Origin of the sequence: Saccharibacillus sp. CPCC 101409 (genome assembly GCF_030518235.1) — a bacterium.
Lineage (GTDB): Bacteria > Bacillota > Bacilli > Paenibacillales > Paenibacillaceae > Saccharibacillus.
In genome coordinates, this window is the sequence record NZ_JAULSA010000004.1 from 318,289 (window position 1) to 339,058 (window position 20,770).

15 protein-coding genes are annotated in these 20,770 nt (G+C 56.8%); 8 read left to right on the forward strand and 7 right to left on the reverse strand.

From position 1 onward, the window contains the following. Nucleotides 1-53: 53 nt before the first annotated feature. Nucleotides 54-1,487, forward strand: a complete 1,434-nt coding sequence (locus tag QWJ34_RS11740; protein ID WP_302728209.1) for an aldehyde dehydrogenase — start codon at nt 54-56, stop codon at nt 1,485-1,487. Nucleotides 1,488-1,550: 63 nt separating this feature from the next. Here the strand turns inward: QWJ34_RS11740 and QWJ34_RS11745 are convergent, their stop codons facing one another. The 7 genes from QWJ34_RS11745 to QWJ34_RS11775 all read right to left on the reverse strand — a co-directional run bounded on the left by QWJ34_RS11745 (nt 1,551) and on the right by QWJ34_RS11775 (nt 11,032). Beyond that, on the reverse strand, nt 1,551-2,432 hold the full coding sequence (locus tag QWJ34_RS11745; RefSeq protein WP_302727930.1) for a CHAD domain-containing protein: 882 nt from the start codon (nt 2,430-2,432) through the stop codon (nt 1,551-1,553). A 455-nt stretch (nt 2,433-2,887) separates the two neighbouring features. Then, complete coding sequence (locus tag QWJ34_RS11750) at nt 2,888-4,369, reverse strand: IS1182 family transposase (RefSeq protein ID WP_483314266.1); 1,482 nt, start codon at nt 4,367-4,369, stop codon at nt 2,888-2,890. A gap of 788 nt (nt 4,370-5,157) precedes the next feature. Beyond that, nucleotides 5,158-6,084 carry an NADP-dependent oxidoreductase gene (locus QWJ34_RS11755; RefSeq protein ID WP_302727932.1) on the reverse strand — a complete coding sequence of 309 codons (927 nt, stop codon included), beginning with the start codon at nt 6,082-6,084 and terminating at the stop codon, nt 5,158-5,160. 200 nt (nt 6,085-6,284) lie between these two features. Continuing rightward, the gene (locus QWJ34_RS11760; RefSeq protein ID WP_302727933.1) at nt 6,285-8,294 is read right to left on the reverse strand and encodes a hypothetical protein; all 2,010 of its coding nucleotides are present in this window, start codon (nt 8,292-8,294) and stop codon (nt 6,285-6,287) included. A gap of 125 nt (nt 8,295-8,419) precedes the next feature. Next, nucleotides 8,420-9,172, reverse strand: a complete 753-nt coding sequence (locus tag QWJ34_RS11765) for an amino acid ABC transporter ATP-binding protein (RefSeq protein WP_302727934.1) — start codon at nt 9,170-9,172, stop codon at nt 8,420-8,422. Nucleotides 9,173-9,199: 27 nt separating this feature from the next. Next, nucleotides 9,200-9,868, reverse strand: coding sequence for an amino acid ABC transporter permease (locus QWJ34_RS11770; RefSeq protein ID WP_302727935.1), 669 nt, complete (start codon nt 9,866-9,868; stop codon nt 9,200-9,202). Between the two features lie 318 nt (nt 9,869-10,186). Continuing rightward, nucleotides 10,187-11,032 carry an amino acid ABC transporter substrate-binding protein gene (locus QWJ34_RS11775; RefSeq protein ID WP_302727937.1) on the reverse strand — a complete coding sequence of 282 codons (846 nt, stop codon included), beginning with the start codon at nt 11,030-11,032 and terminating at the stop codon, nt 10,187-10,189. A gap of 279 nt (nt 11,033-11,311) precedes the next feature. On the opposite strand from QWJ34_RS11775, the gene QWJ34_RS11780 reads away from it, so the two are divergent. The 7 genes from QWJ34_RS11780 (at nt 11,312) to QWJ34_RS11820 (ending at nt 20,732) form a co-directional block, all read left to right on the forward strand. Beyond that, nucleotides 11,312-12,406 (forward strand): AI-2E family transporter, encoded by a 1,095-nt coding sequence (locus QWJ34_RS11780; RefSeq protein ID WP_302727939.1) that lies wholly within the window; start codon nt 11,312-11,314, stop codon nt 12,404-12,406. Between the two features lie 175 nt (nt 12,407-12,581). Beyond that, nucleotides 12,582-13,004, forward strand: a complete 423-nt coding sequence (gene fosB / locus QWJ34_RS11785; RefSeq protein ID WP_302728212.1) for a metallothiol transferase FosB — start codon at nt 12,582-12,584, stop codon at nt 13,002-13,004. A 67-nt stretch (nt 13,005-13,071) separates the two neighbouring features. Beyond that, nucleotides 13,072-14,682: a gamma-glutamyltransferase family protein gene (locus QWJ34_RS11790; RefSeq protein ID WP_302727941.1), complete on the forward strand. Its 1,611-nt coding sequence runs from the start codon at nt 13,072-13,074 to the stop codon at nt 14,680-14,682. A gap of 742 nt (nt 14,683-15,424) precedes the next feature. After that, entirely contained in the window at nt 15,425-16,474 is a 1,050-nt protein-coding gene (locus QWJ34_RS27155; RefSeq protein WP_483314262.1) for a YsnF/AvaK domain-containing protein, read from the forward strand. A gap of 204 nt (nt 16,475-16,678) precedes the next feature. Further along, nucleotides 16,679-17,944, forward strand: coding sequence for a YsnF/AvaK domain-containing protein (locus QWJ34_RS11810; RefSeq protein WP_368046531.1), 1,266 nt, complete (start codon nt 16,679-16,681; stop codon nt 17,942-17,944). A 115-nt stretch (nt 17,945-18,059) separates the two neighbouring features. After that, nucleotides 18,060-19,151: a YsnF/AvaK domain-containing protein gene (locus QWJ34_RS11815; RefSeq protein WP_302727943.1), complete on the forward strand. Its 1,092-nt coding sequence runs from the start codon at nt 18,060-18,062 to the stop codon at nt 19,149-19,151. Between the two features lie 234 nt (nt 19,152-19,385). Next, a complete protein-coding gene (locus tag QWJ34_RS11820; protein ID WP_302727945.1) occupies nt 19,386-20,732 on the forward strand; it encodes a YsnF/AvaK domain-containing protein in 1,347 nt (448 codons plus the stop codon). Nucleotides 20,733-20,770: the final 38 nt, after the last annotated feature.

Consider the following 20,770-nt stretch of genomic DNA (forward strand, 5'->3'; position numbering starts at 1 on the left):
CGAAGAACTATATTTTTTACAGAAACGTCCTACATCGCGAATCCCGATCCTTTATCCAATCTCCCGAGGAGGTCAAGTACGTTATGAGCGCAAAAGAATGGAGTTCCGAAGAAGTCGAGAAAATGCTGGAAGAGCACCGGTCGTTCTACGACACCGACCGCACGCGCGGATACAAGTTCCGTATTCGCCGCCTGGAGAAGCTGAAAGCGGCGATCCAGCGCTACGAGCAGCCGCTGATCGAAGCGCTGCAGGAAGATCTGGGCAAGCCGGCGTTCGAATCGTACACGACCGAGATCGGCTTTGTGCTAAGCAGCATCTCCGAGATCAGCAAAGAATTGTACCGCTGGTCCAAGCCGCAGCGCGTCGGCACGCCGCTTACCCTGGCCGGAGCCAGCAGCTTCGTGATTAACGAGCCTTACGGCACCGTGCTGATTATCGGGCCGTTCAACTACCCGTTCCAGCTGGTGATCGAACCGCTGATCGGCGCGATTGCGGCCGGCAACTGCGCGGTAATCAAGATGTCGGACAGCACGCCGAACGTCTCGGCGGTCGTCAAGCAGCTGCTGGGCGATGTATTTGAAGAACACTACGTGCGCGTGGTCGACGGCGGCAAAGACACTGTCGAAGCGCTGATTAACGCATCGTTCGACTACATCTTCTTCACCGGCAGCACCAAAGTCGGCAAAGTCGTCGCGGAAGCGGCGGCCAAGAACCTGACGCCGGTCACGCTGGAACTGGGCGGCAAAAGCCCGGCGATCGTCGACAAACAGGCGGACATCCGCATGGCGGCCAAACGGATTATCTGGGGCAAACTGGTCAACGCCGGCCAGACCTGCATCGCGCCGGATTACGTGCTGGTGCACGAAAGCAAGAAAGTGCAGCTGATTATCGCGCTGAAGAACGCCATCCGCGAGTTCCTCGGCGAAGACATGTGGAGCAGTCCGGACTTCGCCCGCATCGTCAACGAGCAGCATTTCGACCGATTGAGCAAGATTCTCGAAACGGACAAAGACAGCGTCATCTTCGGCGGAGCGTCCGACCGGGTGACCAAGTATATCGAACCGACCCTGCTCGAAATCGACTCCTGGGACGCGGCCAGCATGCAGGAAGAAATCTTCGGTCCGATTCTGCCGATCCTGACCTACGAAGACCTGAACGACGCGATCCGCCAGGTGAACAGCCAGCCGCGCCCGCTGTCGCTGTACCTGTTCACGGTCGACGAAGACGTGCAGGACCGCGTACTGGAGAAGATTCCGTTCGGCGGCGGCTGCATCAACGATACGCTGGTGCACGTCTCGAACCCGAATCTGCCGTTCGGCGGCACGGGCGCTTCGGGCCTCGGCCAGTATCACGGCGTGCACAGTCTGCGCACTTTCTCGCACCAGAAAAGCATCGTGAAGCGCGCGTCCGCGGAAAGCGGCTCGACGCTGTTCTTCCCTCCGTACACGGAAGAACAGTTGGAGATGGCCCGGAAAATGTTGAAATAGCAGCTTCGCCATTCCCATATCAAAAGCCCGGTTTTCCGCTTGTGCGGATACCGGGCTTTTTGGTTACAGCTCGCCGCGATTGTCCACCGCCGCGCGCAGTTCCCCGTCCAATTGTTCCCGGAACCTGCGCCATGTTTCTTCGTCCGCGTCCAGCGCTTCGGGGCCGTAGTCTTCCGCGATCTGAATCCACGTCCGGCGGTCGTTGATCTCGCCGAGCCGCTGCTGGATGTCTTTGTAGCGGTCGGCTTCTTCCGCGTATTTGGTGTCGGCGGCGAATTCGGCCGACGCGATCGTGTAACGGCATCTCTTGGCGGCGATCCGCACTTGATGCAGCGCTTCGAGCGCTTCTTCGCTGTAGATGCCTTCCCGGTCCGCCGTCACCTGATAGGTATGGCGGCGTTTGCGGTAGTCGTCTTTGAGTTCGCGCAGGCTTCGGTTCACGTCGGCGCGTTCCGCAAGTTCCGGCAGCAGCTCTTTGACAAATGTTTTGTATTTGCGGTCCAACTTGCCGCCCGCAAGCTTCGGCAGTTTCCGGCTGAGTTTCTTGCGCTGGCTGCGCCGCTCCTCTTTCTCCAGCTTCGCCAGGCGCTTGAACAGCCCGGCTTCTTCCTCCCGGCCCGCTTGTTCTTCTTCGCGCCGTTTGGTTTTGAATTCGCCGATCAGCACGTCGGCGTCGCGCACCCGGCCGAGCCGCTTCTGCGCCTGCTTGATCGGGCGGTACAGCTTCGTCTCGTCGTCGGGATCGATGATCGGCAGCAGCGTCAGCAGCTTGCGCGCGCCGACTCTGACCTGATGCACATCTTCGTCGCCGTAGTCTTTCCAGGCGGCGCGGCTGCGCTTGCGAAATTCGGTATACAGTTCGTCCAACGCCTCTTTCCACTGATCGATCAGGCCGGTCAGGTCCTGCTGCTGCGCCGACGTATCTTCTTCTTGTCGATTGCCCATGCGTTTCCGCTCCTTCGGCTGTGGATTCCCTCTGTCTTTATCTTTACCCGAAAAAGCCTCCTTGCAAAGCGGGAGGCTTGAGTTATTGATAAAGTCCTATTCGTGGGAGAAGCTTAGAGACTGCGGGAGAAATTCGTTAGCGTAGGCTTACGATGTGCTTTTCTTCGAAAGACTTTAGGTCGCGTGTTGAAATCGGAAAATTGGATGAGGGTTAAGTGGGGATTTCCCGATTTCAAAGGCGAACGCTGTCAGTATATTCTTCCGAGATAACTTTCTTCGAAAGTTTGTACCTCCACTGAATTTCTCCCTCCGCTTATTCGCTTCGATTGAATCAGACCTTCTCAAAACAAAGAAGCCTCCCGCTTGGAGGGGGGCCGCTGAAAAAGTCCTTGTGTTCAAAGAAAGTGTACGAAAGCACGACCCGGTCGGGTTTTAGACCGGGTCGTGCTTCTTTTTTACTTCGTTTCTTTCTTTTGTTCCTCCATCAGCTTCAAAATTCGCTTCACATTCACGGCAAAGATCGCCATCGCGCCTTGAATCTGCATGCCCGTTAGACCCGAATACGACGAGACCTCGTATCCGTGCCGGTTCTTGAGCTCGCTGTTTTTCGCTTCAATTTTGTACCGTTCCTTCGCTTTCTCACGAAATTCTTCGGTTTCTTGAAAAGCCATTTGCGCCTCGTGTTCGCCGCTTTTAATCGTCACGGAGTACGTCTTGCTTTTCGCGCCTTCCTTGTAACACCCTTCTTTAAACGGGCAGACGCTGCACTTCTCGACCTCGAAATAATACGTGTCCCGCTGGTTCTTTCCCCGTTTTTTCTTTCCTTGTCTGGCCTTTCGAATCGCTAAATGCCCGGCTTTGCACACATACATCCCCGCATCTTTGTTAAACTCGAACTCGTCCTCTTTCGCTCGATTCCCCTGCGTGACCAGCGGATTCAAGCGCGAAATCAGCTGGAATTCGGGCTCCTGGCTCGCGGCAATCAGATTGTCTTTTTCCGAATACGCCATGTCGCCGACGACCGTCTCGACTTCCATTCCGGCTGCCCGGCTTTTTTGAATCAACTCCTGAAGCTGTTTGCCATCATTTTTTTCGCCTGTGGTCACCACGGCCGCCGTAATCAGACGTTCTTCGCTCATCGCCAGATGTGTTTTGTAGCCAAAAAAAGCGGAGTCCGCGCTTTTGTGTCCGACTTTCGCATCGGGATCGGCCGAAAAACGCAGCTGTTCCTGGTCGTCTTCCACCATTTCTTGCAGCAGCCGCAGCGACTCGCCGACGGCCGGAATTTCCGTCCACCCTTCCCAAGCCGACACGGTTTCAATCAACGTTTCGCAATACGACAGTTCGGTTTCCAACGTGCTTTTTTCCGGCTTCTTCGGCATTTTTTCCCGTAGGGAGGGGTCGAACCCGTACAAGGTTTTGCGCAGTTTTTTGGCCTGGTTATGCAAGAGTTCTTCCGGCTTCTTTTGGTTGTAATGAGCTTTCGTGTGGGTCGCATCGACGATAATCGTTCGGCTTTTGAGCAGGTTTTTTTCCTGGGCCAGCTGTACGGTTTTGCCAATGAGCAGATCCAGAAGTTTTTCATCTTGAAGACGCCGCTTGCGAAAAACAGTCAGCGAGCTGGAATCCATCACTTGTTCTTCCGGGGCCATATCCAGAAAGTACTTGTACGCGAGATCGGAGCGGGAACGTTCGACGAGATCCCAATCGGACGCGGGGAAGAGGGCTTTAAGAAGCAGATACTTAAATAAACGAATCGGATCGATGGCCAGACGTCCATTATCCAGGCAATATCGGCTTTCGAGTTCTTCCCGAACAAAGGAAAAATCGACCAGGTCGTGCAGTTGACGGAGCATGTGAGTAGGCGGAACAACCAGATCGTACAAGGCCATGTACGGACTTGAAGAGGAAGTTGGATTCGATTTGGGAGGAAGCATGGACATCACCTGCTTTCCTGAGATACTTTCAACATAAACAAAAATAGCGTTCGATTCAACTAAAGTTGAATCGAACGCTGAGAAGTAGGTTTTTCAGTGGCCTCCTTGGAGGGGAGGCTTCTTTGTGTTGAGAAAGCGGGGTAGGGTTCCCAACGGAAAATAGCGGCACAGGTACACTTATTTGGGGCGAAACCCTTCGATTTCTTCAAATAGCGACGCAGGTGCAGCTATTCGGCAGCCAAAGGCCGGATCGAAGCGGAAAAGCTCGAAATAGATGTATCAGTGCATTTATTTGCTCGAAAACGTAAGATTAAGCCTGAATAAGGGCATATACGCAGCTATTTAGATTCTTCCTGCCGCTCGCTTTAGTTCTCCAGCCCTTTCCCCGATTTTTCATTCCAATCGAATCTACCTTTCAGGTTTACATCAAATCGTTTCTCGACAATCTAGTACTTTGACCGCATTCAATTTAAGGTTTGCATCCATCGGAAACATGCACGGTTCAAGCGGGTTTTCGATAGACTTAACCTAACATCTTAATTGGAGATTTCGTACAAGGGTCAGGTACGCATCTCAGGCGAATATAACCTTACCTTCAGCGTTGACAACGTACTAGAAGCCTCCCGCATGGAGGGGAGGCTTCTTCGTGTTTTTGGGGTAGGCGTAGAGAGCGTTCGCAGCTCTTCGAGGCCGCGAAAACGAAAAGTTTATTCCGTGTATCCGCCCTTTATTCCGCATGGCCCGCCTTTTACGCGGCGGGCACGCGGCTTTTTGGCGAAGAGCATTTGTTACTTCTCGCGAAGCACGATTTTGCCTTTGACATGGTGGCTTTCGCTTTTTTCATGCGCGTCGCGCACGCCCTGTTCGTTCAGCCAGTAGGTCGAGTCGATGACGGGCTTGAGTTTGCCGTGTTTGATCAGGTCGGCCAGTTTCTCCAATTGGTCGCCTTTGGGCTCCATCATGAAGTGGGCGGTATGCACGCCGAGGTCTTTGGCAAGATTCTCGTCGGGTTTCTCCAGCAGGGAAACCAGGTGGCCGCCGGGTTTAAGGACCTGGAAACTTTTATGCTGGACGTCGCCGCCCATTGTATCGAGTACCATATCGTAATCCGAAAGGATCTCGGAGAAGTCTTCTTTTTTATAGTCGATAAATGTATCCGCGCCGAGCGATTTCACAAGCTGTTCGTTTTCCGAACCGGCTGTCGAAGCCACTTCCGCTCCAAGGTGTTTGGCGATCTGGATCGCCATCGAACCGACGCCTCCGGCGCCTGCATGAATCAGTACTTTGTCGCCCGCTTTGACTTTGCCGTGGTCGACCAGAGCCTGCCAAGCGGTCAGACCGGCCAGCGGCACCGCCGCCGCTTCTTCGTAGCTGATATTGTCCGGCTTGATCGCCGCGACGTCCGCGTCTACGGCCACATACTGGGCATAGGTTCCGAATTTGCGGGGGCGGGCGAATACCGGGTCGCGCAGCTTGAAGCGGCTTACGTTGTCGCCGACTTCTTTGACGATGCCCGCGACGTCTCCGCCGAGAATCAGCGGGAAATTCCCCGCCGCGGCGCCCATGGCGCCTTCGCGAATCTTCGTGTCCACCGGATTGACCGAGGTGGCGTACAGTTTGATCAGGATTTGGTTCGCATCGATCTTCGGTTCGGGTACGCTCTGTTCATGCAGCTTGTCGGGTCCGCCAAACTCTTCAATAACGATTGCTTTCAAATACATCCTCACCTTTCTGTAGCAGGGTTGGTCGTGCTTCTAAGGCTATTACCCCGCTGCTCCGCTCCGACGCCAGGCAATCGAAAAAACCCTTCTTCCGCCGTGGAAAAAGGGTTCGAACGGACTCGTTTCAGAATAGTCAAGCCGCTTCCGGCGTTCGGCGGACCCGGGTCTTAAGCCGCGTCGCCGTCTGCAAAGATTTATTGCACAATATAGTAAGCGCTGGTGACCACGCTGCTGCTCTCGAACACCAGGGTCTTGCCCTCCACCTTGTACCAGCGCACCATCTGGCCGCCGGTTTTGGTCGCCTGCGGCGTGCCGTAGGCCGCGATCACGTATTTGAGCGGATTGATATCGAAAATAACGTTGCGCAGGGTGCGCCCGTCCACATTCGAAACGGACGCGACATTGACAAGCACGCCGTTTTTGAAGATCAGACGCATTCCGCCGCCGTAATAAACGTTTGTGCCGGTCAGCGGCATGGACGCCGGCTTGCCGTTTCGCATGGCATAGTAATGTCCCTGCGCCATATTTGCTTCTCCGTCGAGCGCTTCGTACAGATCGGGCCGCGCGATCACGTCTTCTTCTTTCAAGTCTTTGGAGAAGATCCGCAGCGCTTTGGAGGTATACCCTTTTTCTCTCGGGGAGTCCACGAAGCCTCCGGCCATGCCCAGCTTTTCGTTCAGCGTCTCCAGCGGAACGAAGGTCTGGCCTTTCCAGCGCAGCGCTGTCGGATCGTTTTTGGAAACGGTCATCTTATAAGTACCCCGGACCAAAACGATACCGTTTGCCGTCCTGGTCACAGTCGTATCCGCCGCTTTCGCAAAGTCGTTTACTTCCACATACCAGCGATTTCCCCTTGTCAGGAACGGGCCCTGTCCGGCATACCGCACCTGCTTGCCGTTTATGTACATTTGCGGCGGAGCCTGCATGGATACGAGTTTATCCTGCGCTCCCGTATAACCGCCGGTATCGCTTTGAATAAGCTGGGAATTCTCCATATTGCGCGTGATGATTCCTGTCGGCAGATGGATATAATAGTCTTTGCTATCGGCTCCGAGGCGGGCGATCGAATCGCCGACTTCCTCGGAAATCCAGCCGCCGACATCCGGGATATCCACTATCGCTTTCGCCGTTTTCGCATCGACGATTCTCAGCGTTTTTTCCTTGGGCGTTTGCTGCCGAATCACCAGGAATTTACCGGAACGCAGCAGATAGAAACTGCTGGAAGCATCGGCGCGCGAAAGAGGCTTAAAACCCGACGAAGTGCGGTAGCCGACCATACGGTCTTCGCTGTCCGGTTTTTTATACGCAGCGTAGGTGTAAGAACCGACTTTTTGCTCATAGTAAACGTCCTTGAGCGGCTCCTTGTACTGCGGCACGGTCCGGGTTCCGTCGGGATGCAGAACGATCGTTTTCGCTTTGAAATGACCGTATGAAGTAGACACGTAATAATCAAGCTTAGCCAGGACCTTGGGGTCGTTGGAGAGCTTCTGATACTCCGTAAAACGAAGCGTTCCGCTGGACAGGTCTTCCTGCGGATGTTCGGCCGTGCGCGCCAGCAGTTTGTTGGTCACGATCGAATACACGCGGTTTTGCTTCTTCTCGTAGTTCTGTTCTCCGTAAGGTCCCAGTATGCCGTATCCGCCAAACCTCGTATAAAGATCGACCGGCGGCGGATCGTCCGTAGGAGCTTCCGCTTTATTCAGGAGGCTGAGACGGCTGCTTGCAACGTCGTAGGCATATACCCTGTAATTCGAACGCGCCGTTTGTACGCCTTTCGCATTCTTTTTCTTGTCCCTGGTCGAGTCGCAGTACACGGTAAAAGCCTTCGGACCGTTTTGCGTATTCAACACGTGCGTGCCGTAATAGAACCGACAGCCGTCGTAAAAAGTCTGGCTCAGCGAAGGATCGTCGCGCTCGCGCGTTTCGTCCAGATACTGCGCACTTTTCGGCAAAGGCAGCGCCTGATCGGGAAACTCGCGGATATCGGTTTCCACGCGGCCGTCGTCGAAATAAACTTTGGTCACGCGAACCCGAGGCACGACCCTCCGCTCTTCTTTTTGATACTTGAAATCGAATTCCACCTCCGAGCTGTAGCGCTCCTGCGCCGCCTCCGCCTTCTGTAATCCGGGCAGCCCCCAGCCCGTCAGCAGAAGAGCGGCCGCCAGCAGCAGCTTGACCGTAAAACAATGCCTTGTCTCTTTCATGCTCCATCCCCCTTAAACTTACATTTTGGTCGCTAACTTGTTCATTATAAAGGAATTGGACGCTAACGAATATAAAAAAAGTACCGCCCGGAAGGCGGTACTTTGAAACGGTTTATCCGGTTTTCTCAAAGCTCCTTTTCCGTCAGCAGATTCAGGAACTGCGCGGCGCGCTCGCCGGACGGATTGTTAAGCACCTGCCGAGGAGGGCCCTGCTCGATAATGACGCCTCCGTCCATCAGGACGACGGTATCGGCGGCTTCGGCGGCGAATTTCATCTCGTGCGTGACCACGACCATCGTCATGCCTTCGGCCGCCAGCTCTTTCATGACTTTGAGCACTTCGCCGACCAGCTCGGGATCGAGCGCGGAGGTCGGTTCGTCGAACAGCATCACCTCGGGATCGGTCGCGAGCGCGCGGGCGATTCCGACGCGCTGCTGCTGGCCGCCGGACAGCTGGTGTGGGTACACGTCGGCTTTGTCGGACAGCCCGACCTTCGCAAGCAGTTCCAGCGAGCGCTTGCGCGCTTCGTCCTTGCCGCGCTTCTGAACGACGATCTGCGCCTCCATCACGTTCTCCAGCGCCGTTTTGTGCGGGAAGAGATTGTAGGATTGGAACACCATCCCGGTATTCTGGCGCAGCTTCAGCACTTCTTCTTTGCGCGGTTTGCGGCCCCCGTCGAACGCAAGCTGCGACGAACCGAGACTCAGCGAACCGGCATTCGGCGTTTCCAGCAGATTCAGGCAGCGCAGCAGCGTCGTTTTGCCGGAGCCGGACGGGCCTATAATGACGAGCACTTTCCCTTTGTCCAGCGACAGGTCGATGCCTTTGAGCACTTCCAACGATCCGAACGATTTATGCAAATTGCGAATTTGTATCATGGATAGAAAACTCCTTCCTGGTCTGGATCAGCGGGTCGAGAAACGTTCCAGCCGCTTCTCCATTACATTCTGCAAAGCATTCAGCACCGTGCAGAACATCAGGTAAATCACGGCGACTTCGCAGTACATCAGCAGCGGCTCGTAATTCGTCGCGACGATCTGTCTCGACACCTGGAACATCTCGACCACCGTAACGGTGTACGCAAGCGAAGTATCTTTGACCAGGCTGATAAACGAGTTCGACAGCGGCGGCACCGATACGCGGGCGGCCTGCGGCAGCACGATGCGGCGCAGCGCCTGTCCGCGCGTCATGCCGAGCGAATAAGCCGCTTCCCACTGGCCGCTTGAGATCGACTGGATCGCGGCGCGCACGATTTCGGAATTGTAAGCGCCCATATTCAGCGTAAAAGCGATAACGGCGGCCAGGAACGGATCGAACTCGATTCCGATTGTCGGCAGGCCGAAGAAAATAATAAACAGCTGGACGAGCAGCGGCGTGCCCCGGATCACCCAGACGTAGAAACCGGCGATCTGATTGAGCACGGGCACTTTCCAGATGCGCACAAGCGCAACGACGATCGCCAGCACAAGCCCGAGCACGAACGAAATCAGGGCCAGCGGAATCGTGAACTGCAGACCGGCTTTGAGCATCGGCCAGAAAGAATCGATCAGAATTTGAATTTTGCGGTCGTCCATGCTTGCTCCCCTCTCCAAACGGAAACAGAATAGTTATGGTCTATCTTTACCCTTTATAAATGCCGGTCAAAAGAAGCCTCCGTCAAAAGAAGCGGGGCCGCCGGGCGAAACGTTTAAATCCATATAAAAGGAAGCGGGGCTGTCCCTGGACTCGCGCCGCGAATCCGGGATAGCCCCGTGCCGGATGAAACCTCGGCTGCTTCTCTTCGTATAATGGATGATCGTTGCGGAAGGAGCGTCTCGGCCGGATTGGTATCCGGCCAAAGCCGCCTTTTACCGAGCGTTTCGGCCGGATTGGTATCCGGCCAAAGCCGCCGGTTATTTCGAGACGTCTTCGCCGAAGTATTTCTCGGAGATCGTTGTGTAAGTGCCGTCGCTGTGCATGTCGGCCAGCGCTTTGTTCACGGCTTCGATCAGCTCGGGCTGGTTTTTGGCGAATACGCCGCCGCTTTGGGAAGCGTCGTCCGTCTCGTCGACTACTTTCAGCGCGATATCGGGCTTTTGCTTTTTCAGATCGAGGAACGACAGATTATCGTTGATCGTTGCGTCTACCCGGCCGGAATTGAGCAGGTCGATCGCCTGTTGGAAGCCGTCGATCGCCACGATTTCCGCGCCGTTCTCTCTCGCGATGTCCGCCAGATTGCTGGTCATCGATTGCGCGGACTTTTTGCCTTTCAAATCGGCGAGAGACTTGATGTCCGTGTTGTCGTTTCTCACGATCAGGACGGAACCGGAAGAGATATAAGGATCGGAGAAGTCGTACTTCTCTTTGCGATCGTCGCGGATCGAAACTTCGTTGAACACGGCATTGAAACGTCCGGCATCGATCCCGGCCAGCAGGCTGTCCCACGGCGCTTCGACGAATTCGGCTTCGACGCCGATTCTTTTGGACACTTCGCGCGCGATGTCTACGTCGAAACCGGTCAGCTCGCCTTTGTCGTCGTGATAAGTGAACGGCGCGTACGTGCCTTCGGTGCCGATGACGATCTTGCCGGCGGCTTTGATCTTGTCCAGGCTGTTCCCGGCGGCTGCGGCGGTCTCGCTGGAACCGTCCGCTTTGTCGGTACTATTGGAACCGGCCGTGTTGCTGTTGTTATTGCCGCAGGCTGCAAGCAGCAGCGTCATCAGAATCGCAACGAGGCCGAGCAAAGAAGCTTTTTTCATGGGTAAATTCCTCCGATGGTGTGTTTGTTTTCCTGCCGGGTTCACAAAACCGCTGGGAAACGTTTAGGTCGTGCAAGATTGAATTTTACATCCTATTCCAGTCGGCGTCAATACCTTTTGCGTATAATTCCAATGAAAATGATCGGCTTTCAAAAATAAAATCCGAAACTCGGTCCAAGCGTGAAAAGTCCGGGTTTCGTTTAAATATGAAGTACTGCAACCTCACACCTCATTGGCGGGGGTCGTCACGGCAATCGATATCGTTCAAGGAGGAAGTTTATGTTCAAGAATCGCTTTTTTGTAGTAGGTGCGGGCGTGGCCCTGCTCCTGCTCATCATTTTCCTGGGGACGCTGGTGAAGTTTATCTTCACGCCCGTCGTGTCCCTGGTCAGCTCGCTCGTCGTTCCTCTGCTGATTGCCGCTTTTTTCTATTACCCGCTCCGGCCGCTCGTGCGTTTTCTGGAGAGAAAAAAATGGAAGCGCTCCTGGTCCGTCATGTCCATCTTCGCCGTCGCGATTCTGCTGATGGTCGGCGCGTCGCTGTGGGTATGGCCGACGCTGCGCGATCAGGTCGAAAGCTTTGCGGAAAACGCGCCTCAACTTGCAAGGGACGCGGTTTACCAGATTCAGCATCTTCAGGAAAACCCGACGATCAAGCGTTTTATTCCGAGCGACAGCGGCCAGAACGAAGAACTGCTCAATCGTTTGTCGGGCTATCTGGATTCGACGTTCACCTGGCTGTCGAACAATATCACCAGCATGTTCTCGTTCCTGTCGAGCTTCGTGCTTGTAATCGCGACGTTCCCGATCCTGCTCTACTTCCTGCTGCGCGACGACTACAAGCTGCCGCCGCAGCTGCTGAAGATCTTCCCGGCCAGCCAGAAAGCGGACGGCAAACAGATGCTGGACGAAATGGACGACGCGCTCAACAGCTTTATCGCGGGCCGCGTAATCGTCAACATTGCGCTGTGTATCCTGCTTTATATCGGCTTTCTTATTATCGGGCTGCCGTACTCTCTGCTGCTGGTCATCCTGTCGTTCTTCCTGAACTTTATCCCGTTTATCGGGGCGTTCCTCGCGGGCGTGCCGGTCGGGATCGTCGGGCTGATCGAATCGCCGAGCATGGCGCTCTGGTCGATCGTAATCGTAATTGTCGCCCAACTGATCCAGAACAACCTGCTGGAACCGCTCGTCTTCGGCAAACAGCTCGATATGCACCCGCTGACCGTTATCGTGCTGCTGCTTGTGGGCGGCGACGTGATGGGCATCCTGGGCATGCTGATCTGCATTCCGGTCTACATGGTCGTGAAGATCGCGATCCGCCACGGTTACCAGATGTACGTCAAGAGCAAGATCCAGCATACGCTGGAATAAAGATCGGCGATCCGGCCGGTTCGATAAGGCCCGGATACCGGGTCCAGGTCTTTTGCGCGGCTTTCGAAAAACCGCTTTTCTTCGGAAAAGCGGTTTTTTGCCGCGCGGAGGCGGATAAGCAGCGGGTTTATGGTATACTTGCTGACATATTTATTGCGGCAAAGGAGGGATGGCTTTGATTCAAGGCTTCGGGCATCTGACGTTCTCGGTCTCCGATCTCGAACGGTCGGTACGTTTCTACCGTCTGATCTTCGAAACGGAACCCGTATATCTTCGCGGCCGGACCGCTTATTTCGAAACGGCCGGACTCTGGATCGCGCTGAACGAGGAACGGGATATTCCGCGCGCGGAAATCCGCGGCTCGTATACGCACTTCGCGTTCTCCGCGGCGGAAAAGCATCTGCCGGAACTCGAACGCCGGCTGCGCGCGGCGGACGCCGAGATCCTGCCCGGGCGTTCGCGCGACGAGCAGGGCGAAGGCCGATCCCTGTATTTCCGCGATCCCGACGGACATCTGCTCGAATTCCATACCGGTACGCTCGGCGAACGGCTGGAGTATTACCGGAAGCGGCGCGAAGTCCCGCGCGGCGAACAGTAAAAGCAGTTCCCTACATACAATCCGGACGGCCGCAGCCGCTCCGGTCCAATCGACAGGAGATGAACGCATGAATTTCGATCCGCTGTATCAGCCCTATCCTTCCCGCCGTCTGCCGGTTTACGGCCGAAACGGCATGGTCGCCACGTCCCAGCCGCTCGCCGCGCAGGCGGGGCTCGATATTCTCAAAGCCGGCGGCAACGCAATCGACGCCGCCGTGGCGACGGCCGCCGCGCTGACCGTGCTGGAGCCGGCCTTCAACGGCATCGGCGGCGACGCGTTCGCCCTCGTCTGGGCGAACGGCGAACTGCACGGCCTCAACGCCAGCGGCCCGGCGCCGGCGGCTCTCTCGATCGAAGCGCTGCTTAAGCGCGGCATCGAAGAGATTCCCAAGTACGGCACGGTTCCGATCACCGTGCCGGGCGCTCCGGCCGCCTGGGCGGAGCTGTCGAGCCGCTTCGGCCGGCTCCCGCTCTCGCAAACGCTTGAACCGGCGGCCCGCTACGCCGAGGAAGGCTATCCGCTGCCCGCGTCGCTCGCCTACTTCTGGGCCCGGGCGCACCGGATCTTCGGCCGTCAATTGATCGGCGACGAATATGCGGAATGGTTCCGCACGTTCGCGCCGGGCGGCTGCGCGCCGGGAGCCGGCGAGATGTGGGCGTCGCCGGCGCACGCGGCGACGCTGCGCGAGATCGGCGAGACGCGCGCCGAATCGTTCTACCGCGGCGATCTGGCCGCGAAGATCGCCGGTTATATCGGCGATCACGGCGGGTACCTGACCCGCGCGGACCTCGCCGGCTACAAGCCGGAATGGGTACGGCCCGTCTCGGCGAGCTACCGGGGTTACGAGGTCTGGGAGATTCCGCCGAACGGCCAGGGCCTGGTGGCCCTGATGGCGCTGAATATGCTGGACGGCTTCCCGGCGGGAGACAAGGAAAGCGTCCTGACGTACCATCGCCAGTTCGAGGCGATCAAGCTCGCCTTCGCTGACGGCGAAGCGTATATCGCGGACGCGGCGCATATGCGCGCGTCCGTGGACGGGCTGCTGTCGCGGAAGTATGCCGACGAGCGGCGCGCGCTGATTACGGACGAAGCCGCGCTGCCGGGCCCGGGCACGCCGCCTTCGGGCGGGACCGTTTATCTTGCCGCCGCGGACGGCGAAGGCAATATGGTTTCGTTTATCCAGAGCAATTATATGGGCTTCGGCTCGGGCATCGTGATTCCGGGCACCGGAATCGCCATGCAGAACCGGGGACACAATTTCTCGATGAATCCGGAACACGACAATGCGCTCGCTCCCGGCAAGCGCAGCTACCATACGATTATTCCCGGCTTCCTGACGCGCGGCGGCGAAGCGGTCGGACCGTTCGGGGTGATGGGCGGCTTTATGCAGCCTCAGGCGCACGTCCAGGTGGTGACGAGCACCGTCGATCATCTGCTGAATCCGCAGGCGGCGCTCGATGCGCCGCGCTGGATGTGGGAGAACGGCCGCACCGTGCGGGTGGAACCGGACTTCCCGATCCATATCGCGCAGGCGCTGATGCGCAAAGGACACGATATCCAGGTCGCCCCGGACAAAAATATGTTCGGAAAAGGCCAGATCATCTGGCGCGATCCGGTCAGCGGCGTGCTGTGCGGCGGTACGGAATCCCGGTCCGACGGCACGGTCGCGGCCTGGTAGAAGTTCGGACTTCGCCTTTTTCGCCTTCTTTGTCTACGGTGCATTCGGAAGATCGGATATAGATTCGATTGGAATAAAAAGTCGGGGAAAAGGCTGGAGAACTAAAGCGAATGGTAAGAAGAATTGAAATAGCTGCGCATATGCTCTTATTCAGGCTTAATCTTACGTTTTCGAGAAAATAATGACGCTCATACATTTATTTCGAGTTTTTTCGCTTCGATTCGTTCTTTGGCTCCCGAATAATTGTACCTGCGTCGCTATTTGAAGAAATCGAAGCGTTTCGCTCCAAATAAGTGTACCTGTGCCGCTATTTTCCGTTTGGAACCCTAACCGGCTTTCTCGACAACCCGCAGACCTCCAACCCGGAGGTCTTTTTAATTGCAGCGGATATGAAGATCGGGAACTGCAACGCGCAAAAATCTCCGTTTCCGCTTTTGCCGCCGGTTTTGTTTTTTGCTTCCGCTTCCCCATGCTTCCATCGCTGCCTTTCATTAACTGCTCCGCTTTTTATCGCTGTTCTCTCCCTTTCCTTCGCCCTAAAAATCCAAATATTACACCCTCTCGGATAACAAATGAAACGTCCTCCGCGAAATAAAAAAATGTTTCAAAAAAGTATTGACAATTTTAAAAAACCCAGCTTTTTACCTGTTTATATTCTGTCGTGGCGTTTAAATATGATGCAACGGAAGGCACCACATGAACATTTTGAAAATCAACAACAACTTTGAGGAGGCAACAAGCGATGACTAGAAAATTCGTAGGTGTATTCAATAACGAACAGGATGCTTCTAACGCAATCAGCGAGCTGAAACGCAGCGGGTATACGGCAGACGATATCTCCGTCATTACCAAAGACAAGAAAGATCTTAGAGCCATCGAAGACGAAACCGGCACCAAAGCGCCGGAAGGCGCGGCGGGCGGCGCGGCAACCGGCGGTATTCTCGGCGGCGTAGGCGGCCTGCTGGCGGGTCTCGGCGCGCTGGCTATTCCGGGCATCGGTCCGATTCTGGCAGCCGGCCCTCTGGCGGCAACCCTGGCGGGCGCTGCGGTAGGCGCGGCCGGCGGCGGCCTTGTAGGCGGCCTGATCGGTCTGGGCATTCCGGAAGACGAAGCCAACGAATATAACACTTATGTGGACCGCGGCGACATTCTCGTCATCGTGGACGCGGATACGGCGCAGGAATCGGAAGTCGCCCGCATTTTCAGCAGCAATCATTCCACCAACAATCGTTACTCGGATCTGTACGCGGCAGGCGCGGTCGATACCGATACGGTGAATACGACAAATACGACGGTAGGCTGGACGGACGACAATTTCTCCGAAAGCGATGTTCGGGCGAATACGGCCGGCTATACTCCTCCGATCGACGAAACGGACGAAGCCCGCAAACTACGGCTGCGCGAAGAGCAGCTCGACGTGACGAAGAATCGCGTGCAGAGCGGCGAAGTCGAGATTCACAAAGACATCATCGAAGAACAGAAAACGATCGACGTGCCGGTTACGCACGAAGAAGTCGTCATCGAGCGCCGCGCGGTAAACGCGGTACCGACCGACGAACCGATTGGCGCGGACGAAACGATTCGCGTGCCGGTCAGCGAAGAACAGGTCGAAGTCAATAAACGCTCCGTCGTTACCGGCGAAGTCGAAGTGCATAAACGCGAAGTACAGGAAACGCAGCAGGTAAGCGATACGGTCCGCCGCGAAGAAGCGCGCATCGAAAAAGACGGGAACCTGAGCGTCAAAGAAGGCAGTCTCGATGCCGACGCCACCCCTCCTTCCCGCAAGTTGTAAAGATCGGCGCGGCAAAAAACGCCCGCAATCCAATTGAACGAAGCCCGGCTGCAAGGTCGGGCTAGTTTATTTCGTCTTTATAAGCCGTTTTGCTCTTTTACTTACACCTTACAAACCGTTTCCCGGGAGTTCATACAAGTCCCTGTCTGTTTTCATAAATATCCGTTTTCTTGAATCTCTATTTTCGATGAGGAGGAATTTGACATGACCAGAAGAATCGTAGGCGTATTTCTCGCGGAACAGGAAGCTTCCAACGCAATCGAGGATCTGAAAAGACACGGGTACAACGCGGACGACATCTCCGTCGTTTCCAAGAACCGTAAAGAATTGGAATCGATCAGCGAAGATACCGGCACCAAAGCGCCGGAAGGCGCGGCCGGCGGAGCCGCCGCAGGCGGTATTCTCGGCGGCGTAGGCGGCTTGCTGGCGGGTCTCGGCTTGCTGGCGATTCCGGGCATCGGCCCTATCCTCGCAGCCGGCCCGATTGCGGCGACACTGGCGGGCGCGGCGGTCGGAGCGGCCGGCGGCGGTCTGGTCGGAGGACTGATCGGCCTCGGCATTCCGGAAGAAGAAGCCCGCTCTTACGACGAACAGGTCAGCGGCGGACGCATCCTCGTTATGGTCGACGCGGAGCCGGCTCAGGAAGCCGAAGTCAGCCAGTTGTTCATCGATCATCACGCGCTGAACTCGGACCGGTTGAAAGAAAGCGACTTTGCCGCTCCGACAACGGCGGCGGGACTGACGACCGGCGTCGACCCGACGCTGCGCACCGATCCGTCGATCGACCCGCTCGATACGAGAATCAACACGGCGGGTTCGCAGCCGGTCGATACGACAACCGATTTTGCCGCGGCTTCTTACGGAGCGGATCTCACGTCCCGCAATACGGATATTCCGCCGAGCACCGGCGCGGCCGCCGATGCAAGCCGGGCGGGTTATATTCCCGAAGATACCGGCATCACTTCGGGCGACCGCGGCATCTACTCGGACGAAGAAGCGGTTACCGGCAGTATTCCGCGGGACGAAACGGACGAAGCCCGCACGCTGCGCCTGAGAGAAGAACAGCTGGAGATCGAGAAAAACAAAGTTCAAACCGGCGAAGTGCACATCCGCAAAGAAATCGTCGAAGAGCAGAAAACGATCAGCGTGCCGGTCGTGCACGAAGAAGTCGTTATCGAACGCAAAGCCGTTCACGACGAAGAAACGAATACGCCGATCGGCAAAGACGAAACGATCCGTATTCCGCTCACCGAAGAACAGATCGAAGTCAACAAACGATCCGTCGTAACCGGCGAAGTCGAAGTGCATAAACGCGAAGTGCAGGACACGGAGCGCGTGGAAGAAACCGTTCGCCGCGAAGAAGCGCGCGTCGAACGAACAGGCGATGTCGAAGTCGATGAAAACCTCGATGCCGATCCGACGCTCCGGACGACAGATCGCGTAAACCCGGATCGCGACTCCAAATTCTGATCGAGGCGGAATTCACCGTTTAATCACCCTGGTCGAATCACCTTGCTTTTTCAACATCTGTTAAACCGAAAGCTCGACCTTCAATATTCGATAACCACGAGGAGGCATCATGATTATGAACAGAAAAGTCGTAGGCGTATTCAATTCGGAAAATGAAGCTTCGAATGCAATCGAACAGCTGAAAAGCAGCGGGTACCGGGCGGACGATATCTCGGTTGTGACACGCAATAAGAAAGATATGAAAAAGATCGAAGAAGAGACCGGCACCATGGCGCCGGAAGGCGCGGCAGGCGGCGCAGCCACCGGTGGCGTGCTCGGCGGAATCGGTGGGCTGCTCGCGGGTCTCGGGGCGCTGGCGATTCCGGGCATCGGTCCCCTGCTCGCGGCCGGACCTCTGGCAACGACGCTTGCGGGCGTCGCGGTAGGCGCGGCCGGCGGCGGTCTTGTCGGCGGACTGATCGGCCTCGGCATTCCGGAAGAAGAAGCCAACGAATACAATGCGATGGTCGACGAAGGCCATATCCTGGTCATTGTCGATACGGAAGAATCCAACCGCAGCGACGTTTACCGGATCTTCCAGGACAATCGTTCCCTGAACCGCCGTTACGACAACGATTATACGTCGATTAATCAAACGGCTGCCGCAAACGATACGCTGTACAGCGACACGCCGGCTATGGGCGCAAGCAATCTCGAAGCCAACCGCATGGACGGAACTTCGGTCGGGGACGGCGGTCTTGCCGCTTCCGCGGATTTGGGAAGTACGCGCGCCAACGACCGTTTGGATTCGCTCGATACGGACGAGGCGCGCAAGCTTCAACTGCGCGAGGAACGGCTCGACGTTTCCAAGAACACGGTGCGCAGCGGCGAAGTCGAAGTGCACAAAGATATTGTCGAAGAACAGAAATCGATCGATGTTCCGGTCAGCCACGAAGAAGTGGTCATCGAGCGCCGCAGCGTCGACAACGCGCCGACCGATACGCCGATCGGAGCCGACGAGACGATTCGGGTCCCGGTCAGCGAAGAGCAGGTCGAAGTCAACAAACGCAACGTCGTGACCGGCGAGATCGAAGTGCATAAGCGCGAGATCGAAGAAACGGAACAGGTACGCGATACGGTGCGCCGCGAAGAAGCCCGTGTCGACAAGAACGGAAGCGTCGAAGTACGCGAAGGTTCGGACGAACTGAATATCCCGAGAAGACGCTGAGGCGGCGGATAAACGGCCCTGGAGCGGACGCAGAATCCGCCGGCCTTGAGCCGGCGGATTCTCCTGCAAGAAACGGCTGCCGGTCAGATCTTCCGGCGCCGCAAACAGGCCCGGCCAACCAGCCGGGCCTGTTTGCGGTTTACGGCGCGCATCTCCGCAGAAAACCGGCTTTGCCGCGCAAATGCACGGCGGAGCGCCCGCGGCTGCGCTCAAATAGACGAGGAGGACGACAGCATGTCACGGAAAATAGTAGGTGTATTTCTGACGGAACGCGAAGCCCAGGAGACGGTGGAAGATCTGAAGCGCTTCGGGTACGGCGACGACGATATTTCCATTATCTCCAAGAACCGGTCGGACGCCGATTCGGACGGAGCCCATCACGTGACCAAAGCTCCGGAAGGCGCAGCCGGCGGCGCGACGGCCGGCGGTATTCTGGGCGGAGTCGGCGGACTGCTGGCGGGCCTGGGCGCGCTCGCGATTCCGGGCATCGGTCCCCTGCTCGCCGCCGGACCGATTGCCGCCGCGCTGGCGGGCCTGGCCGTCGGAGCGGCCGGCGGCGGTTTGGTCGGCGGACTGATCGGCCTTGGCATCTCGGAAGAAGAAGCCCAGTCTTACGGCGAGGAAGTCAGCGGCGGACGCCTGCTCGTAATCGTCGAAGCCGCCGACAATCGAAGAGCCGACGTCGAATCGATCTTCCGGGACCATTATGCGCTGAACTATACCCGTCTCGGCGCGGCCGAAGAAGATACTTCAAATATCAAAGCCGTTTCGCCCCGCTTTGCCGCGGAACCCGATACCGCTTCCGCAGTTCCGGTTGAGAGCGTCGCAGTCGAAACGGCCGGGCCGGCGGGCGCGGCAGATCCGCTCGGCCTGCGTACATCCGGTACCGAAACGGAAGAACGCCGGGTTTTCGGCGTCCGGGACGAATCAGACGCGGAGCACGTGCGGATCGACGAGACTCTTGCGCCCGCTCTTTCCGCTCCGGCGGATGAAGAAAAGGTTCGCCGCGAAGCCGAAGCGCGCCGCAGCGAAGAACGCGAAGCTCTTGCCGATGCCGAAACCTTGAAGCTCCGGGCCGAACAGCTCGAAATCGACAAGAACCAGGTGCGTACCGGCGAGGTCGAAGTACGCAAAGAAATTATTCATGAGCAAAAAACGATCCAGGTTCCCGTTACCCGCGAAGAAGTCGTGATCGAACGCCGCAGCCCCGACGGTCTGGCGGCAGAAAGCGAGATCGGGCAGAACGAAACGATCCGTATCCCGATCCGCGAGGAACGAATCGAAGTCGGCAAACGCAGCGTCGTAACCGGCGAAGTCGAGGTTCGCAAAGAAACCGTACAGGAAACGCGGCAGATCGAAGAAACGCTGAAACACGAAGAAGCGCGCGTGGAACGCAGCGGCCGCGCCGTTATCGACGATTCGGAGGCCCGGCCTGAAGCCGCGTCTGAAGAAGCATTGCCGCAGCGCCCGGCGACAGGCACAAACAGCCGCGCCGACAGTACGCTATCCGATCCCGGTTCCTCCCTGCCGAACAGCGATATTTCTTCCCTTCCGCCGCGCAGCGAGCGGCATCGCCGCTAGAAGAAATAGCCGTACAAAGACACCCTGCAGTCATCGTT